The organism is Saccharothrix sp. CCNWYY140 (genome assembly GCF_037401995.1).
Lineage (GTDB): Bacteria > Actinomycetota > Actinomycetes > Mycobacteriales > Pseudonocardiaceae > Actinosynnema.
The window spans coordinates 218,920-245,712 of the sequence record NZ_JBBEGC010000001.1; the positions used below are offsets into that span (position 1 = coordinate 218,920).

At 72.3% G+C, this 26,793-nt stretch carries 30 protein-coding genes and 1 pseudogene; 14 read left to right on the top strand and 17 right to left on the bottom strand.

What is annotated here, in order from left to right; genetic code table 11:
• Nucleotides 1-32: 32 nt before the first annotated feature.
• Together WBN91_RS01015 and WBN91_RS01020 are read right to left on the bottom strand one after the other, a co-directional pair.
• Entirely contained in the window at nt 33-1,139 is a 1,107-nt protein-coding gene (locus WBN91_RS01015) for a lactonase family protein (protein WP_337722939.1), read from the bottom strand.
• 87 nt (nt 1,140-1,226) lie between these two features.
• Nucleotides 1,227-2,096: a PPK2 family polyphosphate kinase gene (locus WBN91_RS01020; RefSeq protein WP_337722940.1), complete on the bottom strand. Its 870-nt coding sequence runs from the start codon at nt 2,094-2,096 to the stop codon at nt 1,227-1,229.
• A 141-nt stretch (nt 2,097-2,237) separates the two neighbouring features.
• Here WBN91_RS01020 and rocD point away from each other — a divergent pair, with 141 nt between their 5' ends.
• A complete protein-coding gene (gene rocD / locus WBN91_RS01025; RefSeq protein WP_337722941.1) occupies nt 2,238-3,455 on the top strand; it encodes an ornithine--oxo-acid transaminase in 1,218 nt (405 codons plus the stop codon).
• A 76-nt stretch (nt 3,456-3,531) separates the two neighbouring features.
• Nucleotides 3,532-4,905: a DUF2252 domain-containing protein gene (locus WBN91_RS01030; protein ID WP_337722942.1), complete on the top strand. Its 1,374-nt coding sequence runs from the start codon at nt 3,532-3,534 to the stop codon at nt 4,903-4,905.
• On the opposite strand, the gene WBN91_RS01035 is transcribed toward WBN91_RS01030, so the two are convergent.
• The 4 genes and pseudogenes from WBN91_RS01035 to WBN91_RS01040 form a co-directional block, all read right to left on the bottom strand.
• Nucleotides 4,871-5,509 (bottom strand): hypothetical protein, encoded by a 639-nt coding sequence (locus WBN91_RS01035; protein WP_337722943.1) that lies wholly within the window; start codon nt 5,507-5,509, stop codon nt 4,871-4,873. The genes WBN91_RS01030 and WBN91_RS01035 overlap by 35 nt on opposite strands.
• A gap of 10 nt (nt 5,510-5,519) precedes the next feature.
• Complete coding sequence (locus WBN91_RS39090) at nt 5,520-5,606, bottom strand: hypothetical protein (protein ID WP_443217638.1); 87 nt, start codon at nt 5,604-5,606, stop codon at nt 5,520-5,522.
• Between the two features lie 271 nt (nt 5,607-5,877).
• A pseudogene (locus WBN91_RS39095) lies at nt 5,878-6,075 on the bottom strand (alcohol dehydrogenase catalytic domain-containing protein); the annotation flags it as partial.
• Nucleotides 6,076-6,193: 118 nt separating this feature from the next.
• Nucleotides 6,194-6,541, bottom strand: coding sequence for a nuclear transport factor 2 family protein (locus tag WBN91_RS01040; RefSeq protein WP_337722944.1), 348 nt, complete (start codon nt 6,539-6,541; stop codon nt 6,194-6,196).
• On the opposite strand from WBN91_RS01040, the gene WBN91_RS01045 reads away from it, so the two are divergent.
• Entirely contained in the window at nt 6,523-7,017 is a 495-nt protein-coding gene (locus WBN91_RS01045) for a TetR/AcrR family transcriptional regulator (protein ID WP_337723036.1), read from the top strand. The genes WBN91_RS01040 and WBN91_RS01045 overlap by 19 nt on opposite strands.
• A 247-nt stretch (nt 7,018-7,264) precedes the next feature.
• On the opposite strand, the gene WBN91_RS01050 is transcribed toward WBN91_RS01045, so the two are convergent.
• Genes WBN91_RS01050 through zapE form a run of 3 tightly spaced genes read right to left on the bottom strand, consistent with a single transcriptional unit; the run spans nt 7,265 to nt 10,215 of the window.
• Nucleotides 7,265-8,893 carry an ABC-F family ATP-binding cassette domain-containing protein gene (locus WBN91_RS01050; protein ID WP_337722945.1) on the bottom strand — a complete coding sequence of 543 codons (1,629 nt, stop codon included), beginning with the start codon at nt 8,891-8,893 and terminating at the stop codon, nt 7,265-7,267.
• Between the two features lie 37 nt (nt 8,894-8,930).
• Nucleotides 8,931-9,173, bottom strand: coding sequence for a DUF3040 domain-containing protein (locus tag WBN91_RS01055; protein WP_337723037.1), 243 nt, complete (start codon nt 9,171-9,173; stop codon nt 8,931-8,933).
• 37 nt (nt 9,174-9,210) lie between these two features.
• Entirely contained in the window at nt 9,211-10,215 is a 1,005-nt protein-coding gene (zapE, locus tag WBN91_RS01060; RefSeq protein WP_337722946.1) for a cell division protein ZapE, read from the bottom strand.
• Nucleotides 10,216-10,254: 39 nt separating this feature from the next.
• Between zapE and WBN91_RS01065 the strand changes: the two genes are divergently transcribed.
• From WBN91_RS01065 to WBN91_RS01110, 10 genes are all read left to right on the top strand, one after another.
• Nucleotides 10,255-11,007: a pyrimidine reductase family protein gene (locus WBN91_RS01065; RefSeq protein ID WP_337723038.1), complete on the top strand. Its 753-nt coding sequence runs from the start codon at nt 10,255-10,257 to the stop codon at nt 11,005-11,007.
• A 78-nt stretch (nt 11,008-11,085) separates the two neighbouring features.
• Nucleotides 11,086-11,535, top strand: coding sequence for an Asp23/Gls24 family envelope stress response protein (locus WBN91_RS01070; RefSeq protein ID WP_337722947.1), 450 nt, complete (start codon nt 11,086-11,088; stop codon nt 11,533-11,535).
• A 3-nt stretch (nt 11,536-11,538) separates the two neighbouring features.
• On the top strand, nt 11,539-11,889 hold the full coding sequence (locus tag WBN91_RS01075) for a hypothetical protein (RefSeq protein WP_337722948.1): 351 nt from the start codon (nt 11,539-11,541) through the stop codon (nt 11,887-11,889).
• Entirely contained in the window at nt 11,886-12,095 is a 210-nt protein-coding gene (locus tag WBN91_RS01080; protein WP_337722949.1) for a hypothetical protein, read from the top strand. Before WBN91_RS01075 ends, WBN91_RS01080 begins: the two co-directional genes overlap by 4 nt.
• Nucleotides 12,096-12,119: 24 nt before the next feature.
• A complete protein-coding gene (locus WBN91_RS01085) occupies nt 12,120-12,302 on the top strand; it encodes a hypothetical protein (RefSeq protein ID WP_337722950.1) in 183 nt (60 codons plus the stop codon).
• Nucleotides 12,299-12,580 carry an Asp23/Gls24 family envelope stress response protein gene (locus WBN91_RS01090; RefSeq protein WP_337722951.1) on the top strand — a complete coding sequence of 94 codons (282 nt, stop codon included), beginning with the start codon at nt 12,299-12,301 and terminating at the stop codon, nt 12,578-12,580. Before WBN91_RS01085 ends, WBN91_RS01090 begins: the two co-directional genes overlap by 4 nt.
• Nucleotides 12,581-12,583: 3 nt before the next feature.
• The gene (locus WBN91_RS01095; protein ID WP_337722952.1) at nt 12,584-13,144 is read left to right on the top strand and encodes a DUF6286 domain-containing protein; all 561 of its coding nucleotides are present in this window, start codon (nt 12,584-12,586) and stop codon (nt 13,142-13,144) included.
• Nucleotides 13,141-13,668, top strand: coding sequence for an alkaline shock response membrane anchor protein AmaP (locus WBN91_RS01100; protein WP_337722953.1), 528 nt, complete (start codon nt 13,141-13,143; stop codon nt 13,666-13,668). The genes WBN91_RS01095 and WBN91_RS01100 overlap by 4 nt, the downstream gene beginning before the upstream one ends.
• A gap of 196 nt (nt 13,669-13,864) precedes the next feature.
• Nucleotides 13,865-14,938, top strand: a complete 1,074-nt coding sequence (locus WBN91_RS01105) for an ATP-dependent DNA ligase (RefSeq protein WP_337722954.1) — start codon at nt 13,865-13,867, stop codon at nt 14,936-14,938.
• A gap of 42 nt (nt 14,939-14,980) precedes the next feature.
• Complete coding sequence (locus WBN91_RS01110; RefSeq protein ID WP_337722955.1) at nt 14,981-15,433, top strand: hypothetical protein; 453 nt, start codon at nt 14,981-14,983, stop codon at nt 15,431-15,433.
• Nucleotide 15,434: 1 nt separating this feature from the next.
• Here WBN91_RS01110 and WBN91_RS01115 read toward each other — a convergent pair whose 3' ends face one another.
• Together WBN91_RS01115 and WBN91_RS01120 are read right to left on the bottom strand one after the other, a co-directional pair.
• On the bottom strand, nt 15,435-15,875 hold the full coding sequence (locus tag WBN91_RS01115; protein ID WP_337722956.1) for a DUF1801 domain-containing protein: 441 nt from the start codon (nt 15,873-15,875) through the stop codon (nt 15,435-15,437).
• A 44-nt stretch (nt 15,876-15,919) separates the two neighbouring features.
• Nucleotides 15,920-16,825: an EamA family transporter gene (locus tag WBN91_RS01120; protein ID WP_337723039.1), complete on the bottom strand. Its 906-nt coding sequence runs from the start codon at nt 16,823-16,825 to the stop codon at nt 15,920-15,922.
• A gap of 100 nt (nt 16,826-16,925) precedes the next feature.
• Here WBN91_RS01120 and WBN91_RS01125 point away from each other — a divergent pair, with 100 nt between their 5' ends.
• Nucleotides 16,926-18,464, top strand: coding sequence for an alpha/beta hydrolase (locus WBN91_RS01125; protein ID WP_337722957.1), 1,539 nt, complete (start codon nt 16,926-16,928; stop codon nt 18,462-18,464).
• Nucleotides 18,465-18,800: 336 nt separating this feature from the next.
• On the opposite strand, the gene WBN91_RS01130 is transcribed toward WBN91_RS01125, so the two are convergent.
• The 6 genes from WBN91_RS01130 to WBN91_RS01155 form a co-directional block, all read right to left on the bottom strand.
• Nucleotides 18,801-19,499, bottom strand: a complete 699-nt coding sequence (locus WBN91_RS01130; protein WP_337722958.1) for a DUF6319 family protein — start codon at nt 19,497-19,499, stop codon at nt 18,801-18,803.
• A 193-nt stretch (nt 19,500-19,692) separates the two neighbouring features.
• Complete coding sequence (locus WBN91_RS01135; protein ID WP_337722959.1) at nt 19,693-20,625, bottom strand: DUF1996 domain-containing protein; 933 nt, start codon at nt 20,623-20,625, stop codon at nt 19,693-19,695.
• A gap of 41 nt (nt 20,626-20,666) precedes the next feature.
• The gene (locus WBN91_RS01140; protein ID WP_337722960.1) at nt 20,667-23,405 is read right to left on the bottom strand and encodes a glycosyl hydrolase; all 2,739 of its coding nucleotides are present in this window, start codon (nt 23,403-23,405) and stop codon (nt 20,667-20,669) included.
• 89 nt (nt 23,406-23,494) lie between these two features.
• Nucleotides 23,495-23,695 (bottom strand): hypothetical protein, encoded by a 201-nt coding sequence (locus tag WBN91_RS01145; RefSeq protein WP_337722961.1) that lies wholly within the window; start codon nt 23,693-23,695, stop codon nt 23,495-23,497.
• Nucleotides 23,696-23,773: 78 nt separating this feature from the next.
• Nucleotides 23,774-24,673, bottom strand: coding sequence for a phosphotransferase family protein (locus WBN91_RS01150; RefSeq protein WP_337722962.1), 900 nt, complete (start codon nt 24,671-24,673; stop codon nt 23,774-23,776).
• A gap of 35 nt (nt 24,674-24,708) precedes the next feature.
• Nucleotides 24,709-26,778 (bottom strand): hypothetical protein, encoded by a 2,070-nt coding sequence (locus WBN91_RS01155; RefSeq protein ID WP_337722963.1) that lies wholly within the window; start codon nt 26,776-26,778, stop codon nt 24,709-24,711.
• Nucleotides 26,779-26,793: the final 15 nt, after the last annotated feature.

Consider the following 26,793-nt stretch of genomic DNA (forward strand, 5'->3'; position numbering starts at 1 on the left):
ACTGTGGACGGTCGAACGGGCCGAAGTAGACCCTAGAAGGCGACACACACCGGAACGGGTGCCGGGAACGTGCTCGTCAGCCGCAGCCGACCCGACTCCCGGTCCACCGCGAACGTGGTCACCGCGTGGGAGTTCTGGTTGGCCGCCAGCAGGAACCGCCCGGCCGGGTCCAGCGCCAGGTGCCGCGGGTACTCGCCGCCCACCGGCACCGCCTCCACCAGCCGCAGCTGCGCGCCGTCGCGCTCCACCGCGAACACGGCCACGCTGTCGTGCCCCCGGTTGGACAGGTAGACGAACCGGCCGTCCGCCGACACCAGCACCTCGGCCGGGTAGTTGCGCGGGGTGGTCGGGGCATCGGCCGGCAGGGTGCTCAGCTTCTGCCCGGGGGTCAGCTCACCGCGCGCGTAGGACGCCACCACGATCGTGGAATCCAGCTCGTTCGCCACGTACGCGAACCGCCCGTTCGGGTGAAAGGCGAGGTGCCGGGGGCCGGCGCCGGGGTGCAGGCGAGAGGTGGACACCCGGGTCAGCCGTCCCTGCGGGGAGAGCCGGTAGCCGAAGACCGCGTCCGCGCCCAGGTCCACCGCGAACACGAACTCGCCGGACGGGTCGGGCAGCACCTGGTGCGCGTGCGGACCCTCCTGGCGGCTCGGGTCCGGCCCGGAACCCTTGTGCCGCACCAGGTCCGTGCGCGTGCCCAGGCTGCCGTCCCGCCGCACCGGGTGCACCGACACGCTGCCGGAGCTGTAGTTGGCCGACAGCACGTGCCCCCGGTGCAGGACCAGGTGGCACGGGTCTGCGCCGCCGGTGCTCTGCGTGTTGAGCACCTCCGGCACGCCGTCGCGCACCTCGATCGCGGTCACCGAGCCCGCGGACTGCTCGTTGACCGCGTACACCCGCCGGCCCGCGGTGATCGCGAACGACGGGTTGGGCACGTCCCCGACCACGCCGGTGGACCGCAGCCGCCCGGTGGCCGGGTCGTACGCGCCCACCCCGAGGCCGGCGCCGCCGCCCGTCCAGGTGGTGTAGGTGCCCAGGTAGACCCGGACCTCCCCGCGCGCCTCGGCGACACCCTCGGTCATCAGCAACCCCGCTCCCACGCCCACGGCCCCCAGGAACCGCCGCCTGTCCACCGCCACGCCCGACCTCCGCTCGCCCGTGCCCGCGGCGGTTCCACAGTGGCCTAGACCACTACGACAGGGCAATAGGCGCAACGAAGATTGCGTCTAGCGCAACGGGTCGGCCTCCCGGAGGCGTGCCAACTCGACGAGGGGATCGTACGAGGGCTCCGGGTACACCGGGGCCACCTCTTGCAGCGTCTCCAGCAGGATCCGCGCCACCGCCCAGTTCCGGTACCACTTGCGGTCCGACGGGATGGCGAACCACGGCCCGGCGGGCGTGGCGCACTTGGTCAGCGCGTCCTGGTAGGCCAGCAGGTACTGCGAGAACTTCGCGCGCACGGCGATGTCGTGCGGGTTGTACTTCCACCGCTTGAGCGGGTCCTCCAGCCGCGCGATCAGCCGCTCCTTCTGCCGCTCGGGCGAGATGTGCAGGAAGCACTTGACGACCGTCACACCACCCTCGGCCAGCTCCGCCTCGAAGGCGTTGATCAGCTCGTACCGCTTGCGCCACTCGGCCGCGGGCACCAGCTTGTCCACCCGGGCGACCAGCACGTCCTCGTAGTGCGAGCGGTCGAACACGCCGATGCGCCCCGGCTCGGGCACCTGCCGCCGGATCCGCCACAGGAAGTCGTGCCGCAGCTCGGCCCGCGTCGGCTTCTTGAACGACGCGATGTGCAGGCCCTGCGGGTTGACCAGGCCCGCGACGTGCCGGATCGTGCCGCCCTTGCCCGAGGTGTCCAGGCCCTGGAGCACCAGCAGCACGCGCCGCCGGCCACCGGCGGAACCCTCGGCGTAGAGCGCTTCCTGGAGCTCGTCGAGCCGCCTGCCGACCTCGACCACGTCCACCGCGGCGGCGGCCTTGTCGCGCGGACCGACCGGCGTGCCGGCCGGGTCGACCTTCGCCAGGTCGAACTCGCCGGGCACCACGCGGAAGGCGTCGCGAATCGACTGGACCTGCGCCGACTTCTTGGCCATCGTCGGAGGGTAGCCGGGCGATCTTCGCTCCGCGCGCTGCGCAACAGATCGCCGCATTCTACGTCAAACGCGCAACGAAGTTAGCGAAGACGCAACACTCCCCGGATGAAATCGCTGGCGCAAGGCCCTTAGCCTGGTGACATGACCGCCATCGCCGTTCCCACCACTGGGCAGTTCATCGCGCTCGACGAGCAGTGGAGCACGCACAACTACCACCCGCTGCCGGTCGTGATCTCCCACGGCGAGGGCGCCTGGGTCACCGACGTCGAGGGACGCCGCTACCTGGACTTCCTGTCCGGGTACTCGTCCCTGAACTTCGGGCACCGCCACCCGGACCTGGTGGCCGCCGCGGTCGAGCAGCTCGGGCGCGTCACGCTGACCAGCCGCGCGTTCCACCACGACCAGTTCGGCCCGTTCTGCCGCGAGCTGGCCGAGCTGACCGGCACCGAGATGGTGCTCGCGATGAACTCCGGCGCCGAGGCCGTCGAGTCCGCGATCAAGGTGGCCCGCAAGTGGGCGTACCGGGTGAAGGGCGTGCCGGAGGGCACGGCGGAGATCGTCGTGGCCGGCTCGAACTTCCACGGCCGCACCACCACCATCGTCTCCTTCTCCACCGACGAGACCGCGCGCGCCGACTTCGGCCCGTTCACGCCCGGGTTCAAGGTCGTGAAGTTCGGCGACCTGGACGCCGTCCGGGACGCGATCACCGACCGCACGGCCGCCGTGCTCATCGAGCCCATCCAGGGCGAGGCGGGCGTGGTCGTGCCGCCCGCCGGGTACCTCGCGGGCATCCGGCGGCTGTGTGACGAACGCGACGTGCTGCTGATCGCCGACGAGATCCAGTCCGGCCTGGGCCGCACCGGCGAGCTGTTCGCGCTGGACCACGAGGGCGTCCGCGCCGACCTGTACACGCTGGGCAAGGCGCTGGGCGGCGGGATCATGCCGGTGTCGGCCGTGGTGGGCAGCCGCGCGGTGCTGGGCGTGCTGCGGCCGGGCGAGCACGGGTCCACCTTCGGCGGCAACCCGCTGGCCTGCGCGGTGGGGCGGGCCGTGGTGCGGCTGCTGGCGACCGGCGAGTTCCAGGAGCGCTCGCGCGAGCTGGGCGCGCACCTGCACGCGCGGCTGGGCGAACTGGTCGGCCGCGGGGTGGCCGAGGTGCGCGGGCGCGGGCTGTGGGCGGGCGTGGAGATCGCGCCGGGCGGCCCGCGGGGTCGCGAGGCGTCCGAGGCGCTGGCGGGGCTGGGCGTGCTGTGCAAGGAGACCCAGGACACCACCCTGCGCGTCGCTCCCCCGCTGGTGATCACGCGCGAGGACCTGGACCGGGGCATCGACGCGATCGCGTCGGTCTTGGGCCGCTGACGTCACGGTCTGTTTCCGCGCGACCACGTGCGGAAACAGACCGTATCAATGCGGTTCCGCGTGCGATATTGCGGTTATGGGTGAGCAGAGGCGGGCCGCGGCGGCGGTCGCGTTGGGGCGTTGGACCGAGCCCGAAGAGGTCCTGGCGCAGGGTCGTGCGCTGCGGGACACCGTGAGCCACGACGCGCACCGGAAGGCCGCGCTCGCCCCCGACCGCCCGTCCGTGGTCGAGTTCATCGAGGCCTCCAACGAGGGCCGGCGACCCGACCTGGTGCCGCTGCGCATCGGGCGGATGCTGGTCTCGCCGTTCGCGTTCTTCCGGGGCAGCGCGGGCCTGATGGCGGGCGACCTCGCCGTCGGCGCGCGCAGCGGTCTGGAGGCCCAGCTGTGCGGTGACGCGCACGCCGCCAACTTCGGCCTGTACGGCACGCCGGAGGGCCGGATCGTCATGGACATCAACGACTTCGACGAGACCCTGCCCGGTCCGTGGGAGTGGGACCTCAAGCGGCTGGTGACCTCGCTGGTGCTGGCCGGCCGCGAGGGCGGGGTGTCGGACAAGGGCTGCCGCGACGCCGCCACCGACGCCGTGCGCTCCTACCGGGGCGCGGTGCGGCACCTGGCGGAGATCCCGTTCCTGGAGTCGTGGTCGGCGCTGGGCGACGAGTCGGTGCTGTCCAAGACCAAGGCCGACGACCTGCTGGACGAGTTCGCCAAGGCCGCGTCCAAGGCGCGCAAGAACACCAGCGCGAAGGTGGCCGCGAAGTGGACCCGGCGGGAGGGCGAGCACTGGCGGTTCATCGCCGACCCGCCCGTGCTGACCCGCATCCCCGACGCCGAGGCGGAAGCTGTGGTCGCGGCACTACCGTCCTACGTGGACACCCTGCGCGAGTCCCGGTACAACCTGATCATGCGCTACGGCGTGTCGGACGTGGCCTTCCGCGTCGTCGGCACCGGCAGCGTCGGCCTGCGCAACTACCTGGTCCTGTTGCACGGCAACGGGAACGAGGCCCTGGTGCTCCAGGTCAAGGAGGCCCGCCCGTCGGCGCTCGCGCCCTTCCTGGACGTGCCCGAGGCCAAGCACGAGGGCAAGCGGATCGTGCACGGCGCCCGGCTGGTCCAGGCGGAGAGCGACATCCTCCTCGGCTGGACCACCATCGGCGACCGGCACTTCATCGTCCGCCAGTTCCGCAACCGCAAGGGCGAGATCGACGCGACCACCCTCAAGCGCGACGACCTCGACGACTACGGCCGCTTCGCCGGAGCCCTGCTGGCCCGCGCCCACTCCCGCTCGGTCGACCCGCGACTGCTGGCCGGCTACTGCGCGAACGGCGAGTACCTGGACGACGCCTTCGCCCGCTACGCCTTCGACTACGCCGACCAGACCGCCGCCGACCACGAGGACCTGGCCAAGGCGGTCAAGTCCGGTCGGCTGCCCGCACTGGTGGAGTGACCTGCCGCGTGATCCCCACCGCCACCAGGTAGAGCACGACGGCGTTGAGCAGGTGCCAGAAGTAGTGCGTGCCGCTAGGCCAGACCCCGCACAGGGGCTCGTCGAGCGTCCGCAGGGTCAGCGACACGACGAACACCCCGGCCGCCCAGGCCAGCTCCCGCCACCGCTGCCCGCGCACCGCCGCCACCACGGTCAGGATCACGAGCGCCAGCCAGGGCGCGACATAGGCCCCCGACCCGCGCGGCAACAGCCCCGCGACCGGCCCCGTCACCACCGCGAGCACCACGAACGCGGGCACCGCGACCCACGCCCAGCGCCACCGAACGCCCAGGAACCAGTGCGCGAAGCACACGAGGTACCAGAGCACGTACACCGCGATGAACCCGACGTCCAACGTGCTCGTGGCGGGCGTGGCGAAGGTGTGGAAGGTCAGGCTCCCCAGCCCGACCAGCGCGAGCAACACCGGCAACGCCCGCAGGCTGCGCGGCCGAGGCCGGTGCCGGACCCACAGCAGCAGGGCGGCGACGAGGAAGGCCACGTTGCTGACGGCGTTGAGCGGCTCGGCCCAGAACCCGTCGGACAGGCGCTCGCAGTAGACGTCCACGCCGCGCTTACTACCCCATCAAGATGACAACTTTCCCGAACGCGTCGCCCTTGGCGTAGTACCGGTATGCCTCGGCCGCCTCCTCGAACCCGAACACCCGGTCCGCCCCACCGGCCGCGCGGCCTTCGCCGGACCGCGGGTCGTGGCGACCACCCGCGCGCCGAGCAACTTCCCGAACTGCACCGCGAACAGCGACACACCCCGGACCCGCGCGTGACCACCGTCTGCCCCGGCCGCACCCCGTCGAGGGCGTTCCACTCGGTCAGCGCCGCGCACGGCAACGTGGCCGCCTCCTCGAACGAGAGGTGATCGGGCACGCTCACCAGGCCACTCGCCTCGAGCACGACCCGTTCGGCGAGTATCCCGTCCAGCGACCCGCCCAACTGCGGCAGGTGCTCGTGCCCGAACGGCCCGTGCTGCCACAACGGGAACACCGCCGCCGCGACCCGGTCACCGACCGCCCACTCCGCCACCCCGTCCCCGACCGCGACGACCACACCCGCACCGTCCGCGTTCGGCACCAGGTCGTCCTTGACCGGCAACGGGTACGTGCCGCGCTGGACCATCAGTTCCCGGTAGTTCAGCGAAGAGCCCGCACCTCCACGAGCACCTGCCCCCGACCCGGCTCGCCGACCTCCCGCTCCCGCAGCACCAGCTCACCGGCCTCCAGGCGGTAGGCGCGCATCAGGCGGGGACCTTCCCGTAGCCGAGCGCCTCGACGATCAGCCCGTCCCGCACAAGCATCAGGTTCACTCCGCGCATGGACCCGCCGTCGAACGCGTAGTGCCACCGGATCGTCGCCCGCTCCCCTGCGACCTGGACGTCCTCGGGCGTGAACCGCACCGCGGGGTCCTCGATGAGCACACCCCACCACCGCAGGCACTCCTCCCGCCCGACGACCCGCTCCCCGTCCGGCGCCGGCGACACCGCCTCCATCACGCACCCCTCCCCGACCAGGTCGACGAGCAACCCCGCGTCCCGCTCGACGAACGCCCGGTTGAACCGCTCGACCACTGCCGCCGTGTCCCGCACCGCAACCCCCAAAAGTAGAACGAAAGGCCGCCAACGTGGCCCGCCGTTCGCTGTACGAGCACTTCGGCGGCAAGGACGGCCTGATCGCGGAAGTCCTGCGACGCACCGCCGAGGAAGACCTGACCAAGTACGCCACCACGATGGACCACGCCGGCGACGACCCCCGAACCCGCCTGCTGGCGATCTTCGACGAACTGGACAGGGTGGTCGCGACCCCGACCTTCCGAGGCTGCCGCTACCTGGCCGCCGACCTCTCCCTGACCCCAGACCACCCGGCCCACGAGGTAACCAGGACCTACCGCGCCCGCCTGCACGCGTTGCTGCGCAAGGAACTCGACCGCCTCGCCCACCCCAACCCCGCCACCGCCGCGGACCAACTGCACCTGCTGGTGGAGGGCGTCCTGGCGACGGGCGCGGCCAACCCGGGGACACATCCGGGGCGAGCCGCGAAGGCCCTCGCGGAAACGATCATCTGACGCCGGCGCGGACCTGATCCGGCACACACCCGGCCCGACACACCGACCTGGCACGCAGCCGACCCGGCACGGCAGAGCTGCTCAGCGAGGGGTTGGCGCAGCGCGGCGGCGGGGGCGGCAGGGGCGGTGTGGGGTGGGGAGGTAGGGCTGCGGGTGTTTTTGTGTTGGACGCCGGCGAGGTTTCTGCGGGAAAAACTGTGCGAGCGTCCAACACGTTTCACATGTGCCCCCGCGACGAGCCCCGGCCCTACCGTGCTCGGCGGACGCGCTCCTCGTCCCACACGGGTTCGGGGACCTCGACCACCTCGCCGTCCGACCGGAACAGCAGGAACCGGTCGAAAGACCTCGCGAACCACCGGTCGTGCGTCACCGCCACCACCGTGCCCGTGAACTCGGCCAGCGCCGACTGGAGGGCCTCCGCCGAGTTCAGGTCCAGGTTGTCGGTCGGCTCGTCGAGCAGCAGGAGAGTCGCGCCCGAGAGTTCCAGCAGCAGCACCTGGAAACGTGCCTGCTGCCCACCCGACAACGTCTCGAACCGCTGATCACCCGACCGTGCCAACCCGTACCGGTTGAGCGTCGCCATCGCCGCGCCCCGATCGCGGCCGGCGCGGCCGTCGGAGCCGTGCCACAGGATGTCCACGAGGGTTCGGCCGATCCACTCGGGGTGCTGGTGGGTCTGTGCGAACAAGCCGGGCACGACCCGGGCGCCGAGTTTCCACGCGCCGGTGTGCGCCACCTCGGAACCGCCGAGCAGGCGCAGGAAGTGGCTCTTGCCCGACCCGTTCGAGCCCAGGACCGCGACGCGGTCGCCGAAGAACACCTCGGCGTCGAACGGCTTCATCAGGCCGGACAGTTCCAGGTCCGCGCACGTGATCGCCCGCACGCCGGTTCGGCCGCCGCGCAGGCGAGGGGCGACCTTCTCGTCCGACGGGAGTTCAGGGGGCGGTCCGGCCTCCTCGAACTTGGCCAGCCTGGTCTTCATGGCGCGGTACTTCGCGGCCATGACCTCGCTGATCTTGGCCTGCACCTGGAGGGTGCGCACCAACTCCTTGAGCCGCGCGTGCTCCTCGTCCCAGCGGCGGTGTTGTTCCTCCAGGCGGTCGATGCGGGCCGACCTTGCCGCGTGCCAGGTGCCGAACGAGCCGACGTGTGTCCAGGCGCTGTGGGCCTCCACCGTCACGACGTGGGTGGCGGCGATGTTGAGCAGCTCGCGGTCGTGGCTGACCAGCAGCACCGCCTTGCCGGTCTCGACCAGGCGCTGTTCCAGCCAGCGCTTGCCGGGCACGTCCAGGTAGTTGTCCGGCTCGTCGAGCAGGAGCACCTGTTCCGGGCCGCGCAGCAGCGCCTCCAGGACCAGCCGCTTCTGCTCGCCACCGGACAGCGTCCGCACCTCGCGGAAGCGCGCCCGGTCGAACGGCACGCCCAGCGCCGCGACGGTCACGGTGTCCCACAGCACCTCGGCGTCGTAGCCGCCGGCCTCGCCCCACTCCGCCAGCGCCGCCGCGTAGCGCAGTTGGGTGGGTTCGTCGTCGGTCTCCATGAGGGCCAGTTCGACGGCGTCCAGCTCGGAGGCCGCGTCCCGCAGCGGTCGGGGTGACGCGGCGAGCAGCAGGTCGCGGACGGTCGACGAGTGGCGCACGGATCCGACGAACTGCGGCATCACGCCCAGCCCGCCCTGCACGCGCACGGAACCCTCGGCCGGGGTCAGCTCGCCGGACAGGATCCGCAGCAAGGTCGTCTTGCCGACGCCGTTCGCGCCGACCAGTGCCACCACCGCGTTCGCGCCGACCTTGAACGACACGTCGCGGAACAGCTCGCGGCCGTCCGGCAGGCGGTAGGCGAGCCCGTTCGCGTCGAGGAATCCCACGCGGGGCATGGTCGCCCGTCACCCCACCGCGAGGCGAACGGGTTTCCTACCTCCAGGTGTAGCCGCGCATCAGCAGGGCCAGGGAAGCACAGCCGAACGACGCGAGCGCGGGACCCAGCGCCGCCAGCACCATCAGCAACACCCCCAGGGCCGCGAAGACCGCGGCCAGCACGTGGGCACAGGTCATGCGGCGCGGACGACCCGAGGCCAGCACGCCGGCCAGGTCGGGGGCGTCCGCCGACAGTCTGTGCTCTATCTCGCGCAGAGTCCGGCGTTCCGCATCGCTCATCACGCCCGCTGGGATACCCGGCGCCTACCGGGCAAAACTAGCGCGAAAGGGCTACCAGGCGGGACACCGCGCGGAGGTACTTCTTGCGGTAACCGCCGCGCAGCATGTCCTCCGTGAACAGCTCCGACAGCGCCTCGCCGGACACCGCGACCGGGATGTCCCGGTCGTAGAGCCGGTCCCCGAAGGCCACCAGCCGCAGCGCCACGGCCTGGTCCGGCGCCGGGTGGACGCCGCGCAGGAACACGGCCGACACCCCGTCCAGCAGGCGCCCGTACCGGGACGGGTGCAGCTGCGCGAGCCGGGCGCACAGCGCGCCGAAGTCGTCCAGGGTCGCGCCGGGGGTGCTCTCGGCCTTGGCGACCAGCTCGTCGTCCGACATCGGGTCGGGCGCGTCGGGCAGGCCGCGGTGCCGGTAGTCGGGGCCGTCCACGCGCACCACGGTGAACTTCGCCGACAGGGACTGGATCTCGCGCAGGAAGTCCGCCGCCGCGAACCGGCCCTCGCCCAGCTTGTCCGGCAGCGTGTTGGAGGTCGCCGCGACCGCCACGCCGGCCGCCGTCAGCTCCTTGATCAGCCGGGTGACCAGCATGGTGTCGCCGGGGTCGTCCAGCTCGAACTCGTCGATGGCCAGCAGCTTGTGCCCGGACAGCCGGGCCACGGTCTCGGTGAACCCGAGCGCGCCGACCAGGTTGGTCACCTCGACGAACGTCCCGTAGGCCTTCGGGCCGGGCACGGCGTGCCACAGCGAGGCCAGCAGGTGGGTCTTGCCGACGCCGAACCCGCCGTCCAGGTACAGGCCGGGCTTGCCCTCCTCCGCCGAGCGCCGGAACAGCGAGCCGAACCAGCCCTTGCCGCCGCCCTCCGACACACGCTCGGCGAACGCGCGGCACGCCTGCACCGCGGCGGCCTGGCTGGGCTCGTCCGGGTTGGGCAGGTAGGTGGCGAAGCGGACCCCGTCGAAGCGGGGCGGCGGGACCATCGCCCCGACCAGTTCGTCCGCCTCGACGTGGGGCTCGCGGTCGGACAGGCGCGGGGCAGACATGCCCGCAGCGTAACGGCGTGCTGGGATGGGGACGTGCAGATGTTGTGGCCGCCACCCGCCGCTGAGACCACCACCACAGAGCTGACCGACGCCGACCTGGAACGGCTCTACGACTACCCGCCGGACCTGGACCGGCCGTGGGTGCAGGTCAACTTCGTCTCCAGCCTGGACGGCGCGGTGTCGGTGTCGGGCCGGTCCGGCGGCCTGGGCAACCCGGCGGACAAGAAGGTCTTCGCGCTGGGCCGCGACCTGGCCGACGTGGTGCTGGTCGGCGCGGGCACCGCCCTGGTCGAGGGCTACCAGGGGGTCAAGGCGGGCGAGGTGCGGCGCGAGCGGCGGGCCCGGCTGGGCCTGGCGGAGGTGCCGCCGATCGCCGTGGTGACCGCGAACTGCTCGATCACGCCCACGTCCCCGCTGGTGGTGAACACCTCCGTGCCCCCGATCCTGATCACCACGGCGGCGGCTCCGGCGGACCGGCGCAAGGCGCTGACCGAGGCGGGCGCGGACGTCGTGATCGCGGGCGACGACCGGGTGGACCTGGTGCGGGCGCTCAAGGCGCTGGACGACCGCGGGCTGCGGCGGGTGGACTGCGAGGGCGGGCCGACGCTGTTCGGCGGGCTGATCGCGGCGGACCTCGTGGACACGCTGTGCATCACCTACGCGCCGCTGCTGGCCGCCGGGGACGCGGGCCGCATCGCCACCGGTCCGCTGCCCGAGGCGCCGCGTGACCTGCGGTTGGCGTCGATCCTGCGCTACGAGAGCGCCCTGCTCCTCCGCTACCACCGGAAGTGATGCGCGTCACATCGCCGTGAGGACCCGGCCACGCTCCGCATCCGAACCAGTGCACAGCGGAATGCGGAAAGGACCGACATGGCTGACCGGAACACGGCCGCGAAACCGGACGGCGTGCCCGCCCGCCTCGCCGACGACACGGCGCAGGGCAAGACCACCATCGCGTCCTCGGTGGTGCAGAAGGTGGCGGGCATCGCCGCGCGGGAGATCTCCGGCGTGTACGCGCTGGGCGGCGGGGTGCAGCGCGCGTTCGGGGCGTTGATCGAGCGCATCCCGGGCGCGGGGACGGCGACCACGACCGGCGTGACCGTGGAGGTCGGCGAGAAGCAGGCCGCGATCGACCTGGACATCGTCGTCGAGTACGGGGCCGGGATCGTGGACCTCGCGCGGGCGGTGCGGCGCAACGTGATCACCAGCGTCGAGCGGATCACCGGCCTGGAGGTCATCGAGGTCAACATCGCGGTGAACGACATCCACCTGCCCGACGAGAACGGCGACGGCGAGCAGGCCCAATCCCGGGTGGAGTGAGCCGTGGAACCCGCAGAACCCGCCCAACCCGTGGAGCGCGCCGAACGCCCGCACCCCGCGGAGCCCGCCGAACGCGTGTCAGCCGCGGTGCTCGCCCACCCCTCCGTGGCGCGGCTGCACGGCGGCTTCGCCTCCTACCTGCCCGGCCGTCGCGTGGACGGGGTGCGGCTGGCCGAGCGGACGGCGGTGTCGGTCGTGCTCCGCTCAGGCCGCCCGATCCCCGAGGTGGTCGCCGAGTTGCGCGCCACCGTCCGGGAGGTCGCCGGCCCCGCGCCCGTGGACATCACCGTGGCCGACCTCGCCGACCCCGCCGACCCCGAACCCGAACCCGACCACCGTGCGGAGGACCTGTGACGACTCGCGCGGACATCCGCGCCTTCATCCGGCAGCACCACCCCGACGTGGGCGGCGACCCCGAGCACTTCGCGCGCGGGCTCGCCGAACTGCGCGCCGCGCGGCGCGACGGCACCGGCAGCCGGTTCGACGCGCCGGTGGTCGTCGTGCGGCGGACGTGGTGGACCCGGCTGTTCACGCGTCGACCCCGGCGCGTCCTGGACTAGGAGCACTGACGTGGGAGCACTCGCATGAACGCAACCCAGACCGGACTGCTCGCGGGCCTCGTGCTCGGCCTGGCCGCCACGAACGGCTTCACCGCGTTCCTGGTGACGCTCGCCGTGGGCGTCATCGGGCTCGTCGCCGGCCGCGTGCTGGACGGGCAACTCGACCTCAACGACCTGTTCGGCCGCGGGCGGGGCCGGGACCGGTGAACGACCGCGGGACGCTGGAGATTCACCCGTCCGTGGTGCGCAAGGTGGCGGCGCGGGCGGCCGGTCGTGGTGCGTCGGTGAAGGTGACCGGGGAGGGCAGCACCGTCGACGTGGCCGTGCGGCTGCCGCTGCCCTACGCCGTGCCGGTGCGGGTGGCGGCGTCCGAGGTGCGCCGCGTGGTCACCGAGGAGGTCCAGCGGATCACCGGCTACCGGGTGCGCGGGGTCGACGTGACGGTGTCCGCGCTGGTGTCCCAGCCCCGACCGCGAGTGGAGTGAGCCGTGCGCGTGCTGTTGCGGGTGCTGTCCCCGTTCCTGGGCCTGGCGGTGGCCGCCGCCGGGGCCGTGCTGGTGGCCGAGGTCGCGTGGCACTGGTCCGGGCGCGGTCACCTGGTGCCGTGGTCCCGGGTGGCCGGTCTGCGGTGGACCGACGAGCGGGTCCGGGCGGTCGCCCTGCTCACCGTCACCGCGGGCGTGCTGCTGCTGGTGCTGGCGGCGTTCGCGCGGCGGAAGTTCGTGCGCCTGCACTCCCCCGCCGACGGCGTCGTGGTCGTCACCACGCCCACCGCGCTGGCCCGGGTGGTCGGGAACCGGGTGCGCGCGGAGGACGGCGTGACCAGCGCGTCCGTGACCGCCTCGAAGCGGCGCGTGCACGTCCGCGCCACGAGCGGGCTGCACGACGAGGCCACGCTGCGGCCCCGGCTGCTGGCGGTGGCGCGGGAGGCCGTGACGAACCTGCCCCTGCCCCATCACCCGAAGGTGTCGGTCGTCGTCCACTCCCCCAAGGACCGCCCGTTCCAGGACCGCCCGCTCAAAGAACGCGCCGCCGAGGACACGCCGTGATCACCCGCTCCTACCGCACCGAACGCGTCTGCGCGACCCTCCTCGGCGGCCTCGCGCTGCTGGTCGGGGGCGGTGCGCTGGCCCTCAACCTGCTCCGGGTCGACCGTCCGCTGCCGGACCTCGACCTGCTGCGCCCCTACCTGCTGTGGGTGCGGATCGGCGCGCTGGTCCTGGGCGTCCTCGCCGTCGTGGTGGGCCTGCGCTGGGCGTGGCGGGCGCTGACCCCGGAACGCCACCCGGACCTGTACCTGGAAGACGGCCTGACGGTCACCTCCGACGCCCTCGCCCAGGCCGTGGCCACCGACGCCTTGCAGGTCACCGGGGTCGCCGCCGCTCGCGTGAAGGTGATCGGCGATCCCGCCCTGCGGGTCAGCCTGACCCTGCGCCAGGGCGCGGACGTGCGCCGCGTCTGGCAGGACCTCGACGGCGTCCTGACCCGCGCCCGCGACGCCCTGGGCCTGCCCGCGCTGCCCGCCGCCGTCCGCCTCGACCTCGCCGCCCGCGCCAAGCGCCGCGTCCGGTGATCGGCGACCGGCGTGCGCCGCGTCGGGTGATCGGCGAACCGCGTGCGCCACGCCCGCCGGCCCCTGACCGGCGTGCGCCGCGTCGGGTGATCGGCGAACGGCGTGCGCCACGCCCGCCGGCCCCGACCGGCACGCGCCGCGCCCGGTCATCGGCGAACGGCGTGCGCCGACCGGCCCCACCAGGCAGGATGGCCGCGTGGCCCTTCCGCTGAACCCGCCCGTGCAGCCCATGCTGGCCAACGCCGTGGACGAGATCCCGGCGGGCGAGGGCTGGGTGTTCGAACCCAAGTGGGACGGTTACCGCTGCCTGGTGTTCCGCGACGGCGACGAGGTCGTCCTCCAGTCGCGCAGCGGCAAGCCGCTCAACCGGTACTTCCCCGAGGCCGTGGCCGCGCTGCTGCGCACCCTGCCCGAGCGGGTCGTCGTGGACGGCGAGCTGGTGGTCGCCAAGGACGACAAGCTCGACTTCGACGCGCTGTCCGAGCGCATCCACCCCGCCGAGAGCCGCATCAAGCTGCTCTCCGCCCAGACCCCGGCCGTCTTCGTGGCCTTCGACCTCCTGGCCCTGGCCGACGACCTCCTGCTGGACCGCCCCACCACCGAGCGCCGCGCCCGTCTGGAAGAGCTGATCACCCCCGGCGACTCGCTCTACCTGACCCCGTCGACCGACGACGCCGACCTGGCCCGCCAGTGGTTCGACCTGTTCGAGGGCGCGGGCCTGGACGGGGTCATCGGCAAGCCCGCCGCCGGCCCGTACACGCCGGGCAAGCGCACGCTGGTCAAGGTCAAGCACGCCCGCACCGCCGACTGCGTGGTCGCCGGCCTGCGCTGGCACAAGGACACCGAACCCGGCACCGCCGTCGGCTCGCTCCTGCTGGGCCTGCACGACGACAACGGCGTCCTCAACCACGTGGGCGTGGTGGGTTCCTTCAAGGCCGCCGAACGCCGGGCGCTGGCCCAGGAGCTGTCCCCGCTGATCACCACCGAGGACCACCCGTGGCTGGTGGAACCCGACGGCCGCCGCCTGCCCGGCGAGATCAACCGGTGGCGCAGCAAGCAGGCGGACTGGGTGCCCCTGCGCCCGGAACGCGTGCTGGAGATCGCCTACTCCCAGACCGAGGGCGCGGAACCGGTCCGGCTGCGCCACAACGGCCAGTTCCGCCGCTGGCGCCCGGACCGCGACCCGGAGTCCTGCCGCTACGACCAGTTGGACCAACCGGCCCGCTACGACGTCGAGTCGGTCCTGCGCGGCGAGGTCCGCCCGGCCTGAAACCCGCACACGGCCTGGATCACCTCGCTACCGTTGCCCATCGTGGCTACGACTGTCGAAGCTCTGGTCCAGGAAATCGACGACCGGATGGTCCACGACGTCCGGCTCCTGACCCGGTGGCGGCTGGTGCACCGGACCGTGGGCGTGTTCTACACGATCATCCTGGTGTTCGTCCCGGCCGTGCTGGCGGTGGGGTTCACGTCCTCGGAAACGCCGCTCGGCAAGACGTTGCTGCTGCTCGCGGCCGTCGTGGGCGGTCTCAACGTGACCTTCAAGCCCTACCTGCACAGCCAGAAGCGGCGGGCGGACGTCAACAACATGCGCCGCCTGCGCGACCAGTTCCGGATCGAGGTCGCGGCCGGCGGGGACGTCGGGGCGGTGTGCGAGAAGTACTCGGCGCTCTACGCGGAGGTGTTCGAGGCGCGGGGCCGCGAGCTGGTGGACGGCCACCTGGGCCGGGAGGAGATCGTCAAGGAGGAGACCGGGAGGCAGTGACTCACTCGCCGCGCACGGCCCGCACCTGGGCGAGGAACTCGTCGACCGACTGCCGGGCGACCTCCCGCCCGATCACGTCCAACGGCAGGTCGTCGAGCTTCCGGAACCGAACGCAACTGCGCCCCATGTCCAACTTCCGCCCGGTCGCCTCGAACGCGGCCCGGAACTCGTCCTCCCGGTGCCCGTAGACGCCCATGAGGTAGAGCGAGAGGTAGTTCTTCTGGGAGGCCAGGGCGACGTACCCGAGCGGCTGCCCGTTGTAGGTCTTGCCGGACCGCCGCAGGGGCACGGAGTAGGTGATCATGCCCCACGCCATGCCCTCTTCGTACCCTTCGGGCAGGTTGGCGAGCACCACCGCCCGCACGGCAGCGACCACCTCCCGCCGCTCAGCGGGCAACTCGTCCAGATAGGCCTCAACCGTAGAAGCCGCACTCCGCACCACGCCCCGAGCCTAACCGCCCACCGCACCGCCCGCGGGGTCGCTTTCTAGGCTTCTGGTCGCGCACTCCGGGTAGCGCCCACCGAGGCGAGAACCACGCACACCACAGCCACCCACTGCGCGAGCCCGAGTTCCTCCCCCAGCACGAGCAGCCCGGCCACCGCGGCCACCGCCGGCTCCAAGCTCATCAAGATCCCGAACACCCGCGGAGGAATCCGCCGCAGCGCCTCCAGCTCCAGCGAATAAGGCACCACCGACGACAGCAAAGCCACCGCCGCACCCGCGACCAGCACCACCGGGTCCAGCAGGGCCGTCCCCGCGTCCGCCACACCGAACGGCAACGCGACCAGCGCGCCGAAGACCATCGCCAGCGCCAGCCCCTTGCCGTCCGACGTGCGGCTGCCCAGCGACGCCGTCAGCAGGATGTACCCCGCCCAGCACGCGCCCGCGGCCAGCGCGAACAGCACGCCGACCAGGTCCAGGCCGCCGTCCACCCCGGTCAGCAGGACCACGCCGGTCGCGGCCAGCAGGGCCCACAGGCCGTCCAGCCAGCGTCGCGAGCCCAGCACGGCCACCGCCAGCGGGCCGAGGAACTCGATGGTGACCGCCGCGCCCAGCGGGATGCGTTCGATGGACTGGTAGAAGGTCAGGTTCATCACGCCCAGCACCGCGCCCAGGCCCGCGACCACCAGCAGCGTCCGCTTGTCCATCCGGAACGACGGACGCCACACCAGCGCCAGCACCACCGCCGCGAACACCAGGCGCAGCGTGACCGTGCCCGCCGCGCCGGTCATCGTGAACAGCTGCTTCGCCACCGCCGCGCCGACCTGGACGCTCACCACGCCCAGCAGCACCAGGGCGGGTGGCGGGATGGCGCCGAACGCCCTCGCCGCGGCGGCGAGCGGTCCCGACGGGGAGAACCGGCGCTCGGGGATGCCTTCGATGTTCACCATGACCACGCCGGCCATTCTCACCCGGCCCGCTCACCGAAGTCTCACGGGTTTTGTGTGAGGCTCTGCACCAGCGACTGGAAGAGAGTGGGAGGGACGCACTGTGCCGCGTCGGCGTCACGCCGCCATGTTCCTGGTGGCCCTGAGCGCGCTGACCGCGTGCAGCGCGGGACCCTCGACGCGCCCGGTCATCGCGGTGCGCGGGGACACCCAGTCCACCGAGAGCGCGCAGCCCACCGGCCCGCGCGAGGTACCGCCGCTGGAGAACTACGACTCGCAGCTGTCGTGGTCGCAGTGCACCGAGTCCACCAGGCTGCGCATGGGCGACACCGCCCCGGCGGGCGGCTGGAACTACGAGTGCGCGCGGCTGACCGTGCGGCTCGACGCCACCGCCCGGCCCGGCAAGGGCAACCTGGGGCTGGCGCTGCTGCGGGTCGGCACCGGCGGCACTCCCCTGGTCGTGGTGGGCGACGCGACCGGTGAGCCGGGGACGGTGAAGGCGGCTCGGCTGGCCGCGTCCCTGCCGCCGGAGACGCTGGGCACGTTCACCCTGATCGGCGTGGACCGGCGCGGCACCGGCAAGTCCGACCCGGTGCAGTGCGTGCCCGAGGTGGCGCGGGCGGGGATCGTCGAGTCCGATCCGGACTCCCCCGACCAGGACGACATGCTGGAGTGGGTCGGCCGGGCCAGCCACGAGTGCGTGCTGGACCTGGAGAACAAGCTCACCGCCGTCGACTCGTGGCGGGCGTCGGCGGACCTGGAGCAGCTGCGGGAGGCGCTGGGCGTCGGCGTGCTCAACGCCATCGGCATCGGCGACGGCTCGAAGGTGCTGACCACGTACGCGAGCCGCTGGCCGGACCGGATCGGCCGGATGGTGCTCGACGGCGTGCCGGACCCGACGCTGGACGTGCCGGGCGTGGCCGAGGCGCGGGCCGTGGCGGCGGAGGCGGCGTTCAGCGCGTTCGAGAAGGACTGCGTGGCACGCGGGTGCCCGCTGGGCGCGGACGCCACGAAGCGGTACACCGCGCTGGTGGCGAAGCTGCGGGACCGGCCGCTGCGCGGCAACGACCTCGACCTGACCGCGGGCACGGTGGTGTCGGCGGTGCTCGCGGGCCTGGCCGACCGGGCGCGGTGGCCGGCGCTGGCGGACGCGATCGTGGCGGCCGAGGGCGGCGCCCCCGCGCCGCTGACCGACTTCGTCCGGCGGCAGGTCGTGGACCGCGACGACAACCCGCCGCAGCTGGACGCGGCGCTGGTGACCGCGTGCAACGACACGACGACCCGGATCCCGCCCGAGCGGGTGAAGGTGATGACGGAGGACTGGCGGTCCAAGCACCCGCTGTTCGGGTCGTGGTTCGCGCGCCGGCTGCTGGAGTGCGGTCCGTTCCCGGTGCCGCAGGCGGTGAAGGTGCCCAAGCTGGGCAGCGCGCCGCCGATGCTGGTGATCAGCACGGCCAACGACCCGGTCACGCCGCAGGGCGGCAGCGAGCGGGCGGCGCAGTCGCTGCCCGCCGGGGTGCTCGTCGGCTGGCAGGGCAGCGGGCACGGCGCGCTCGGGCAGTCGACCTGCGCCACGGCCGCCGCGCACGATTTCCTGGTGAATGCGAAAGTCCCCGCGAGCGGCACCGTCTGCCCGCCCTGATCGATTTTTCACTTATCAATACGAATATCGCACAAAAGGGGTCCCGCACCGGCCGGTGCGGGACCCTTTTCTTCGACCACCGGCTTTCGATCAACAGCTGGAGCAGCAGCCGCAGCCGGGACCCGTGCAGCCGCCGCAGCAGCCGCAACCGCTCATCTGGGCCTGCTCGGCCGTCGTGATCTCTACCGCCATCATGGCCTCCCCGTGATCGCGCGGACATCCAGCACACGCAAGGTATGACGGAGCCCACGGTGCGCCCTACCGCCGGGCAGGGGAAGTGCCATCACCCGATCGCTGAACATTTGTCATCAGGATGTCGCACCACGTGACGTCAATTCAGCCGGTCAGCTCGTCCAATGCGCGTTGAGCGGCTTCCAACTCCGCGCGGAGTTGTTCGACCCGCGCCATGTGCCGTTCCCGAGCGGCGCTCAGAACCCCTTCGACGGCTTCCTCGACCTCGGGCGGCAGGAGCTTGGACGCCTGCGCCACCGCGGACGCGGCGACCGGCGCCGCCTTGAGCACCCGCCGGGTGCCGGTCTGCACGTCGACCGTCCACTCCCCCTCGGCCGTGGACGTGAGGGTGACCGTCACCTCGGCCGGCTTGGCCTGCTTGCGGGCGGGCCGCGCCGGGGTCGCGGGTTTGGGCTCCGGCTTGGGTTCGGGCGCGGGCTTGGGCGTCGTCTTGGCGGGCACTGGTCTGGGCTCCGGTTCGTAGGGGTACTCGATCGGGGCGGGCGGGGCGGCCTGGGCGGGCTCGGGTGTCGGCTTCGCCGGGGCCTTCTTGCGCGGGGCGGGCTTCTCCAGGGTCAGCTCTCCGGGCGAGAACGACAACTCGTCCTTGGCCCCCGTGGGCCGCACCTGGATGAAGTCGCCCTCCTCGGGCTCGGTGAACGCGAGCACCTTGGCCGACCGCCCGGCCTCCACCCCGACGGCGGCGGTGGTGAACCACACCATCGGCGAGCGCCCCTCGGCGAGCTCCGCGCGCAGGTGGTCGAGGTCCTCCGGGGAGAGTGACTTCTGCTTCGCCTTCACCATCGGGCACCTCCGCTGCGGTCGAGATCGGTCAGCGTGCAGCTTGCCCTACGGCACCGACAATTCCGCGGGCTCGTACCCCACTGTGCGGCGGCACACCCGGCGACGCAAGGGCCGTGTCAAGTCCACTGTGGACTCGACACGGCCCCTGAGGTGCACCGGGACCAGTCGGACCCGGGTCGTGCGATGACGCGGACTAGATCGGGTTCCCGTTGGTCCCGCAGATGCGGCCGGCGTTGACGCAGTCGCGCACCCGCCGTTCCAACTCACCCTGGTCCCACGCGTTGATGAAGTCGCCGTGGAACGTGTAGCCCGGGGCCGTCGTCACGTTCACCCCGTTCACCGTCCCGCCCAGCGACAGCCCGCCGCCGTTGACCGGGTAGGTGATCAGGAACTCCAGCCTCGGCAGGACCACGTTGTGCGTGGCCGGGCAGGACCCGTTCCAGAACACGATGTGGTCCTTGTGGTTGGGGCTGTCCAGGTCCCGGCCGTTCCAGCAGGTCGGGAAGTCCAGGTAGGTCTCCAGCTTGGTGCCCGCCGGGCAGTTCATGAAGTCCCGGCTGGACGGCGACTGGGTCGTGCACGACCACCGCGCGGACGGGTTCTGGTCCGGGCTGGTGGCCTTCGCGTTGCCCACGACGTACCGCAGGTTCGCGGGCGGCACCACGGCGCGCTGCATGTCGTGGATGCCCTGGTAGTACACGGTCACGCTCTCCGGTGCGACCGGCTGGCCGTTCTTGTACAGGGTCGGCACCCAGTACGCGGACAGGTCGACCACCGGGTCGCACGTCGTGCCGGCCGCGCGCAGCGAGGTGTAGGTGGAACTCGCGTTGGTCGACCGGTTGCCGAAGAACTCGTGGACGTGCGAGACACCGGACTGGCCGGGGTAGACGATCGGGTCGTTGCCGGCCCGGTGGCTCGCCCGGCAGTTCGCGCGGAACTCCGAGCCGGCCAGGATCCCCGGCTGCGCCTGGATCGCCGCGGCCTGGGCCGCATCGGGCGCGCCGGGGTGGCCGCTGTGGTCCACGTGGTTCGCTCCGGCCGGCTGGAGGCCGACCACGGCGCCGATCAGGACGACCGCGACGGCGACCGCCGCCGCCCCGATCGAGCCGCGTGTTCGGACGTGCATGTGCCTCTCCCTTCTCGTGGCGGGATGCGGCGGCGGAGGTGCTACTGGCCGAACGTGAGCCAGTTGACGTTCACGAAGTCGGCGGGCTGGCCGCTGGTGAACGTGAGGTAGACGTCGTGGCGGCCGGTCGTGCCGGTGATGTTCGCCGGGACGGTGCGCCAGCTCTGCCACCCGCCGGTGTCGGCGATGGCGAAGCTGCCCAGCACGGCGCCGGTGGGGCTGCCCAGGCGGATCTCCACCAGGCCGCTCACCCCGCCCGCCGCGCCGCTGGCGACCCGCGCGGAGAACTGGGTGGCGGTGCGGGTGCCGAAGTCCACGCCCCGGTACACGGCCCAGTCGCCGTTGGCGATGTGGCTGAGGTTCGCACCGCCACCGGTGTCGGAGGTGGTCTCGGACGTCACGCCGTTCTGCTGGTCGTGCGACTCCGCCTGGATGGTCGAGAACGCGTCGCGGCTCGCCGGCGGAGCAGTGGTCGTGGTCGTGGTGGTTGTTGTCGTAGTGGTCGTGGTCGGGGTGGTGCCGGAGCCGGAGTCGGTGCCCGAGCCGGCCGGACCCCGCCACGCCGTCGCGCCGGCCGGCACGGCAAGCGTTTGCCCGTCGGAGAACGTCACGGTGACCGCCGACGCCGTGGGGTTGTAGGCCACGTAGGTCCGAGCGCCGTTCTTGGCCAGCACGGCGTGCGTGGGCGTGTTGGCGGTGACGGAGGTGTCCGGGGTGCCGTAGGTGTTCAGGGCCGTGAGCCAGTGGTACGCGTGAGCGCGGGAGTCGCCGCTCTCGGGCTCCAGGCCCGAGCCGTACGCCGACAGCGCCTGCGCCGGGTCGGCCAGCGCCTGGAACTGGACGATGATGTCCTTCCACTCCACCTCGGTGCCGCCGTTGTTCGCCCGCAGCTCCGCGATGTTCTGGGTGATGTCGGACTTCCAGGCCGCGTGGTAGAGCGAGCCGCCGGTGATGGGCAGCATGTTGATGCCGTGGATCTCCTCGGGGTTGGCGGTCCACCACGTCCCGTAGGTGCCGCCGGCGCCCCAGACGATGCCGAGCGTGTCGTGGCCGAACGCGGACGGGAAGACTGCGCCGTCCTTGTCGAACCAGTACTGCCCGATCGCGGTCTCCTGCGTGGTGTGCAGGTAGATGCCCGCGTCCCGCAGCGCGGTGTCACCGGTCGCCTGGCCGAACAGCACGGCGGCGGTCGCGAACATCATCGCCTCGGACGAGGACTCCTCGTTGTTGCCGTGCGCGAAACCGGCGTGCCCGGACGCCCAGCCGTGGCCCGCGTAGGCGTCGAAGTGGCGCAGGAACGGGAACCGCGTCTCCGACCGGTCGTAGTTGTTGGCGTCCTTGACCAGCAGCTTGACCATGCCGCCGTAGCGGGAGTCCGACGCCCACGCCGGGTCGTGCTGGGCCAGGACGGCCGCCGCCAGGACGTAGTAGCCGTAGTGGAAGTGGTGGTCGTTCAGTTCCTGGTCGGAGCCGTAGGACGCGCGGTAGCCGATGAGCGTGCCCCAGGTCGAGTCGTAGGCGAAGTGGCGCTCGGTCTCGCCGGACCCGGCCGTGAGCCAGTCGGTGAGGCGGTCGCGGACCAGGGTCAGCAGGCGGTCGCGGCCGGCGGTGTAGCCGATCTGGTTCGCCACCCGGGCCAGCGCGGCCAGCCGCCACAGCGCCTTGCCGGTCCAGTACGTGTCCACCGCACCCTTCCACGGGTCGGCGGCGTTCAGCTCCTGGTCGATCTCGGCGCGCAGCCGGTTCTGGTCGGCCTGCGCGGACAGGGGCAGGGCGGGCAGGACGCCGTTGAACGCGGTGCGGGTGCTGAAGGACGCGCCCTCGCGCAACCGCATCTCGCCGCGCGGCGAGGTGTAGCGGTGGGCGGTGACGGCGTCGGTCGAGGTGAGCCACTGGTGCCGGTAGAGCGCTTGCAGGGTGCCGGTCTGGGTGCCCTGGCGGGCGGTCGTGGTGGCGGTGTAGGTGGCGGTGAGCTGGGCGGACGCGGTGTCGTAGGTCCAGGAGACCTTGGTGTCGGTGACGAAGGAGAACGCATAGCGCTGGAACAGGCTCAGGGCGTCACGGCTGGGCAGGACGGCGACGGAGAAGAACGCGGCGTTCGCGGTGGCCTCGGCGGTGCCGGTCAGGGTCCACGCGCTCGGGGCGAACAGGGCGTAGTCGTGGCCGTTGACCGTGACGCCGAGCGTGGTGCCGGTGTTGCTCCAGACCGTTGTGGGGCCGTTGAAAGCGACCCGGGCGAGGCCGCCGGACGCCTCCGCGTAGACGTACGGGGAGCCGTGGCCGATGGTGGTGCGCAGGGTGCGGGCACCATCGGTCCACAGTGGACTCACCGTCCAGTCGGACCAGCCATCGACCTGGGTGCGGGGCGCGTTGAGGCCGCCGACGCCCACGAACAGGTCGTCCCGGTGCATGAACTCGTAGAACCGGCCGTCCGGCGTGACCACCGGGCTGGTCGGGTAGCCGACGCCGAGGCCCTGGGCCGCCGCGTGGAAGGTCAGCGGGTGGGCGTACATGTTCTCGGAGTACGGGTTGCCCGGGTAGCGCTGGAAGACCAGCGAGGACCACCAGTCGTTGGTGGGCACGGGTTTCCCGGCCATCCGGGCGGTGACCTTCGGGGTCAGCGCGGCGCCGGAGGAGTCGACGGGACCTTGGGCGCCGACCGGCCTGGACGGGGCGTAACTGCCCGCCCCCACCGGTACGGCGCCGGCCGGTCCGGGCAGGGCGAACGGGACGAGGGCCGCGACGAGCAGGGCCGGCACGGCGAGGCGAAGGCAACGCACAGGGAACCTCCCGACCAACGGTGAGAGCGCTCTCACGCTGTTGCGTACGGTAAACCCCGTGTTGCCGGCTGTCTACGGTCGAGTTCTGTTTACGGTTCCTCGACCCGCAGGTGGTACTCGCACCCGTACTCGACCGCGTACCGCAGGTCGTAGTGGTGCACGATCTTGGGTCCCTCGTGCAGGTGGACGTGGGTGACCGTGGGTCGCGGCGCGTCCGCGGGCATGCTCACCGAGTCGACGCGCCCGTCGAGGGGACCACCCACGAACCGCACCACGTAGGTGTTCGCCATGCCGGGCCTCCCTCTCTTCGGCGTCCCCGCCCATCGTACGAGAGGTGCAGTGCCGGCACGGCTGAACTGCGGCGACAATTAGCCGGTCGGACCAAACCAGTGCTCCGCGAGCCCGTCGAAGGTGGTCGCGGTGGTGGGCACCTCGCGCAGGTACCAGGCGAGGTTCGAGTAGACGTGCAGGAGCGTGCACGCCATGACCTTGCGCGCATCCACCTCCCGCCCGTAACCGTCCAGCAGGGCTCGCTTCGGGCCGTCCTCGCCGCGGGTCAGGAAGACGCCGGTGGCCACGAACTCGTACTCGCGGACGGCGCGCATGGCCGGTTCGAAGTCGAACAACCCGGTGACCTTGCCGTCGGTGGTGAGCAGGTGGGCGCTCATGACCTCGGTGTGGGTGAGGACGGGTTCGGCGTCACGCAGGTCGACGGTGGCGAGGAAGTCCGGGATCTGCTCCACCCAGACCGGGTCGAGCCCCCGACTGACCTGCCGGGCCACACACCCAGCGGTTTGTCGATCGACGAACGCACCCCAGTCAGCGGGCTCCTTGACCGGCGACTCGATCTCGTGCAGGGCCGCGAGCGCTTCCCCGACCTGCCGGGCGAGGTCGGCTCTGACCTGCGGGTCAAGCCCCGGCCAGACGTCCTTCACGACGTCCCCGTGCAACCGTTCCATGTGCACAAAGCCCCAGCCACCGAACTCACCGGCGGCGAACAACTCGGGCGTGGCGACCGGCAACCGCCCGTGCACGGCTTCGAGCACGTCCCGCTCGGTGGCCACCTCGTCCAGGTGAACAGCGGGGAAGAGCTTGAGCACGTGCCGCTCCCCCACCGAGTACACCGGCAGGGACCCGTCCGCGAACCTCTCGACGTCCCCGTGGATGCCGAGGTACCGACACAACCCCTCCACCCCGGGCCGCAACGCCTCCTCGTCGTCGACAACGGCGTCGTAGAGCTCTTCGGTGTCTGCAAGGGGGAACGTCACGGCGGGAAACTAACCGTGTCCACAGAGGCGCGTCATCAGGTTTTCGCCGCTTCGGCCCGGGAGACGCCGGCGAGCCGGTCCTGGAGGGTGGCATGGCGGAACTGGTAGACGGGACCGACGACCCGCAGGACCCCTCGCCGGTGCGCGTCCTCGAGGAACCTGCCCAGCCGCCAGGGAACCCCGAACGACGTCGCGATGAAAACCTGGCAGACGCCCGCGACCCACGCCCGCGACGTGGTGAGCCCGAGCATGATCCCCACGCTCCCCGCGATGACGACCGTGCGGGCCGACCCGGTCGCGACCCCGACGCCAACCGCGCTGACCGCGGTGATCAGCAGACCTTGCACCAGCCAGTGGAGGAGATCCCCGCGCCAGGTGTCACGCGGCTGGGCGGCCTTCGACGGGTCGACGGACCTCAAGGCGCGCATGACACCGCCCACCACGACAAGCCCCACTGTGGTCCCGAGCCCGATGAGCACACCGTCGAGGACCCCCAGCCTCAGCCACATCACGACGCCGAACAGGGCGCCCACGGGAAGGGCTCCGCCAAGTTGCCAGACCCACCGCGCCTGCGCCCAACTGAAGGTGCTGAAGCGCACCGGCCAGTCCACGTCGAGACGCGCGACGGCGACGCCGCCGGACACCCCGGCGAGCGTGCCGGCGAGGTTGCCGGTCAGCGCCCCCTGCAACATCCCGTAGGTGAACAGTCCGACGAGTCCGCCGACGACGACGCCGACGAGTCCTCCCACGGCTCCACTCACGGCGGCATTGAAGGAGACCCGCCGTCTCCTGGGAATCAAGCCGGGGAGGTCCCACCAGGCGAAGTCCCTGGTCCCCCACGCGTGGAGCACCTTCGCCACCACGGTGAGGGTGCGGCGGGCCGTGGTGACGTCGTAGCGGGACGCCGGCACGCCGGCGCGCGGTGAGTAGGCGGTGGTCACCGCGAGGTCGAGCAGGTGGTCGGTGATCTCGGCGCGGGTGGGGAACAGGTCCTGGTCCAGCACCTTCCCGACCGAGTCGCCCGACGAGCCGTAGGCGGCGCGGAGCAGGGTGACCAGGAGGGGGTTGTCCAGGGCATGGACGACCGGCGCGGCGGCGCCCCGGTCGAGCGCCTCGAGCACCGGCCGCCACGGGTCGGGCACCGGGTCCGGCAGGCTGTGACGGAGGTAGCGGGCCGCGTCGCGCGAGGTCAGCGGGGTCAACTCCAGGGCGACGGCGCCGGTGAGGATGTCCTGGCCGGCCGCGTCGAGGAGTTCGGCGGTGCGCGTCAGCAGGACCAGCCGGAAGGTCGCCTGCGTCCCGAGCGCGCGCAGCACGGCGGCGCGGCGGTTCGCGGGGATCTCGTCCAGCCCGTCGAGCACCACCGAGACGCGTCCGGCCGCGAGCAGTTCGGCGGCACGGCGGGGGCCGTCGCGCCCGGTCAGGGCGGGCAGCCTGACCAGCTTGGCGACCAGCCAGTCCCGCACCGGGGTCTGCTCGGGGTCCCACCCGTGCAGGGTGAACAGGACGGGCACCGGCACCTGCGCGCGGTCACCGACCGGGGTTCGCTCGCGGTGGTGCAGCGCCTCCAGCAACAGCAACACCGCTGCCGAACTCTTGCCGCTGCCCGGTCCGCCCGTGATGATCAGCCGTCCGGACGGCAGGCCGCCGTACACGCCGTGCAGTGCGCGGTGGGTCCCGCTGCGCAGCCGGGTCGCGGTGACCTGCTCCAAGCCGGGCAACGGCCCGAACGACGTCCCGGCCGAGTGCCACGCGGTGGCGGCGGAGGGCGGCCCGGCGACCGGTTGCCTGCTGCGTCGCCACCGCAGGGGCAGCGGCGACGCTTGTAGCAGACCGCGCTCCGCGGCGGCCTGCTGCCACTGGACGCGCATCGCCAACGCCAACTGGTCGGTCAACTCGTCCAGGTCCGGCTCCGCGGCGGGAGCCAGGGCCTTGAGCACGCTGTCGCCGACCACGATCACCAGCCCGACCGCCGCGAGGACGAACTGCCCGTACCCGCTGGCGTCCGTGCGCACGCTGCCGTCCAACGCCGTCACCCCGAGCACCCACCACCCCAGGCCGGCCGCCACCAGGACCCACGCGAACACCAGTAATCGTCGCCGCACACACCCACCATCGCG

Bases quoted from the DNA above. Each gene is read 5' to 3' on its own strand.
- WBN91_RS01020 (WP_337722940.1), bottom strand. From the start codon at position 2,096: ATGGCCAAGAAGTCGGCGCAGGTCCAGTCGATTCGCGACGCCTTCCGC.
- rocD (WP_337722941.1), top strand. From the start codon at position 2,238: ATGACCGCCATCGCCGTTCCCACCACTGGGCAGTTCATCGCGCTCGAC.
- WBN91_RS01030 (WP_337722942.1), top strand. From the start codon at position 3,532: ATGGGTGAGCAGAGGCGGGCCGCGGCGGCGGTCGCGTTGGGGCGTTGG.
- WBN91_RS01050 (WP_337722945.1), bottom strand. From the start codon at position 8,893: ATGCCCCGCGTGGGATTCCTCGACGCGAACGGGCTCGCCTACCGCCTG.
- WBN91_RS01055 (WP_337723037.1), bottom strand. From the start codon at position 9,173: ATGAGCGATGCGGAACGCCGGACTCTGCGCGAGATAGAGCACAGACTG.
- zapE (WP_337722946.1), bottom strand. From the start codon at position 10,215: ATGTCTGCCCCGCGCCTGTCCGACCGCGAGCCCCACGTCGAGGCGGAC.
- WBN91_RS01065 (WP_337723038.1), top strand. From the start codon at position 10,255: ATGTTGTGGCCGCCACCCGCCGCTGAGACCACCACCACAGAGCTGACC.
- WBN91_RS01070 (WP_337722947.1), top strand. From the start codon at position 11,086: ATGGCTGACCGGAACACGGCCGCGAAACCGGACGGCGTGCCCGCCCGC.
- WBN91_RS01085 (WP_337722950.1), top strand. From the start codon at position 12,120: ATGAACGCAACCCAGACCGGACTGCTCGCGGGCCTCGTGCTCGGCCTG.
- WBN91_RS01120 (WP_337723039.1), bottom strand. From the start codon at position 16,825: ATGGTGAACATCGAAGGCATCCCCGAGCGCCGGTTCTCCCCGTCGGGA.
- WBN91_RS01130 (WP_337722958.1), bottom strand. From the start codon at position 19,499: ATGGTGAAGGCGAAGCAGAAGTCACTCTCCCCGGAGGACCTCGACCAC.
- WBN91_RS01135 (WP_337722959.1), bottom strand. From the start codon at position 20,625: ATGCACGTCCGAACACGCGGCTCGATCGGGGCGGCGGCGGTCGCCGTC.
- WBN91_RS01145 (WP_337722961.1), bottom strand. From the start codon at position 23,695: ATGGCGAACACCTACGTGGTGCGGTTCGTGGGTGGTCCCCTCGACGGG.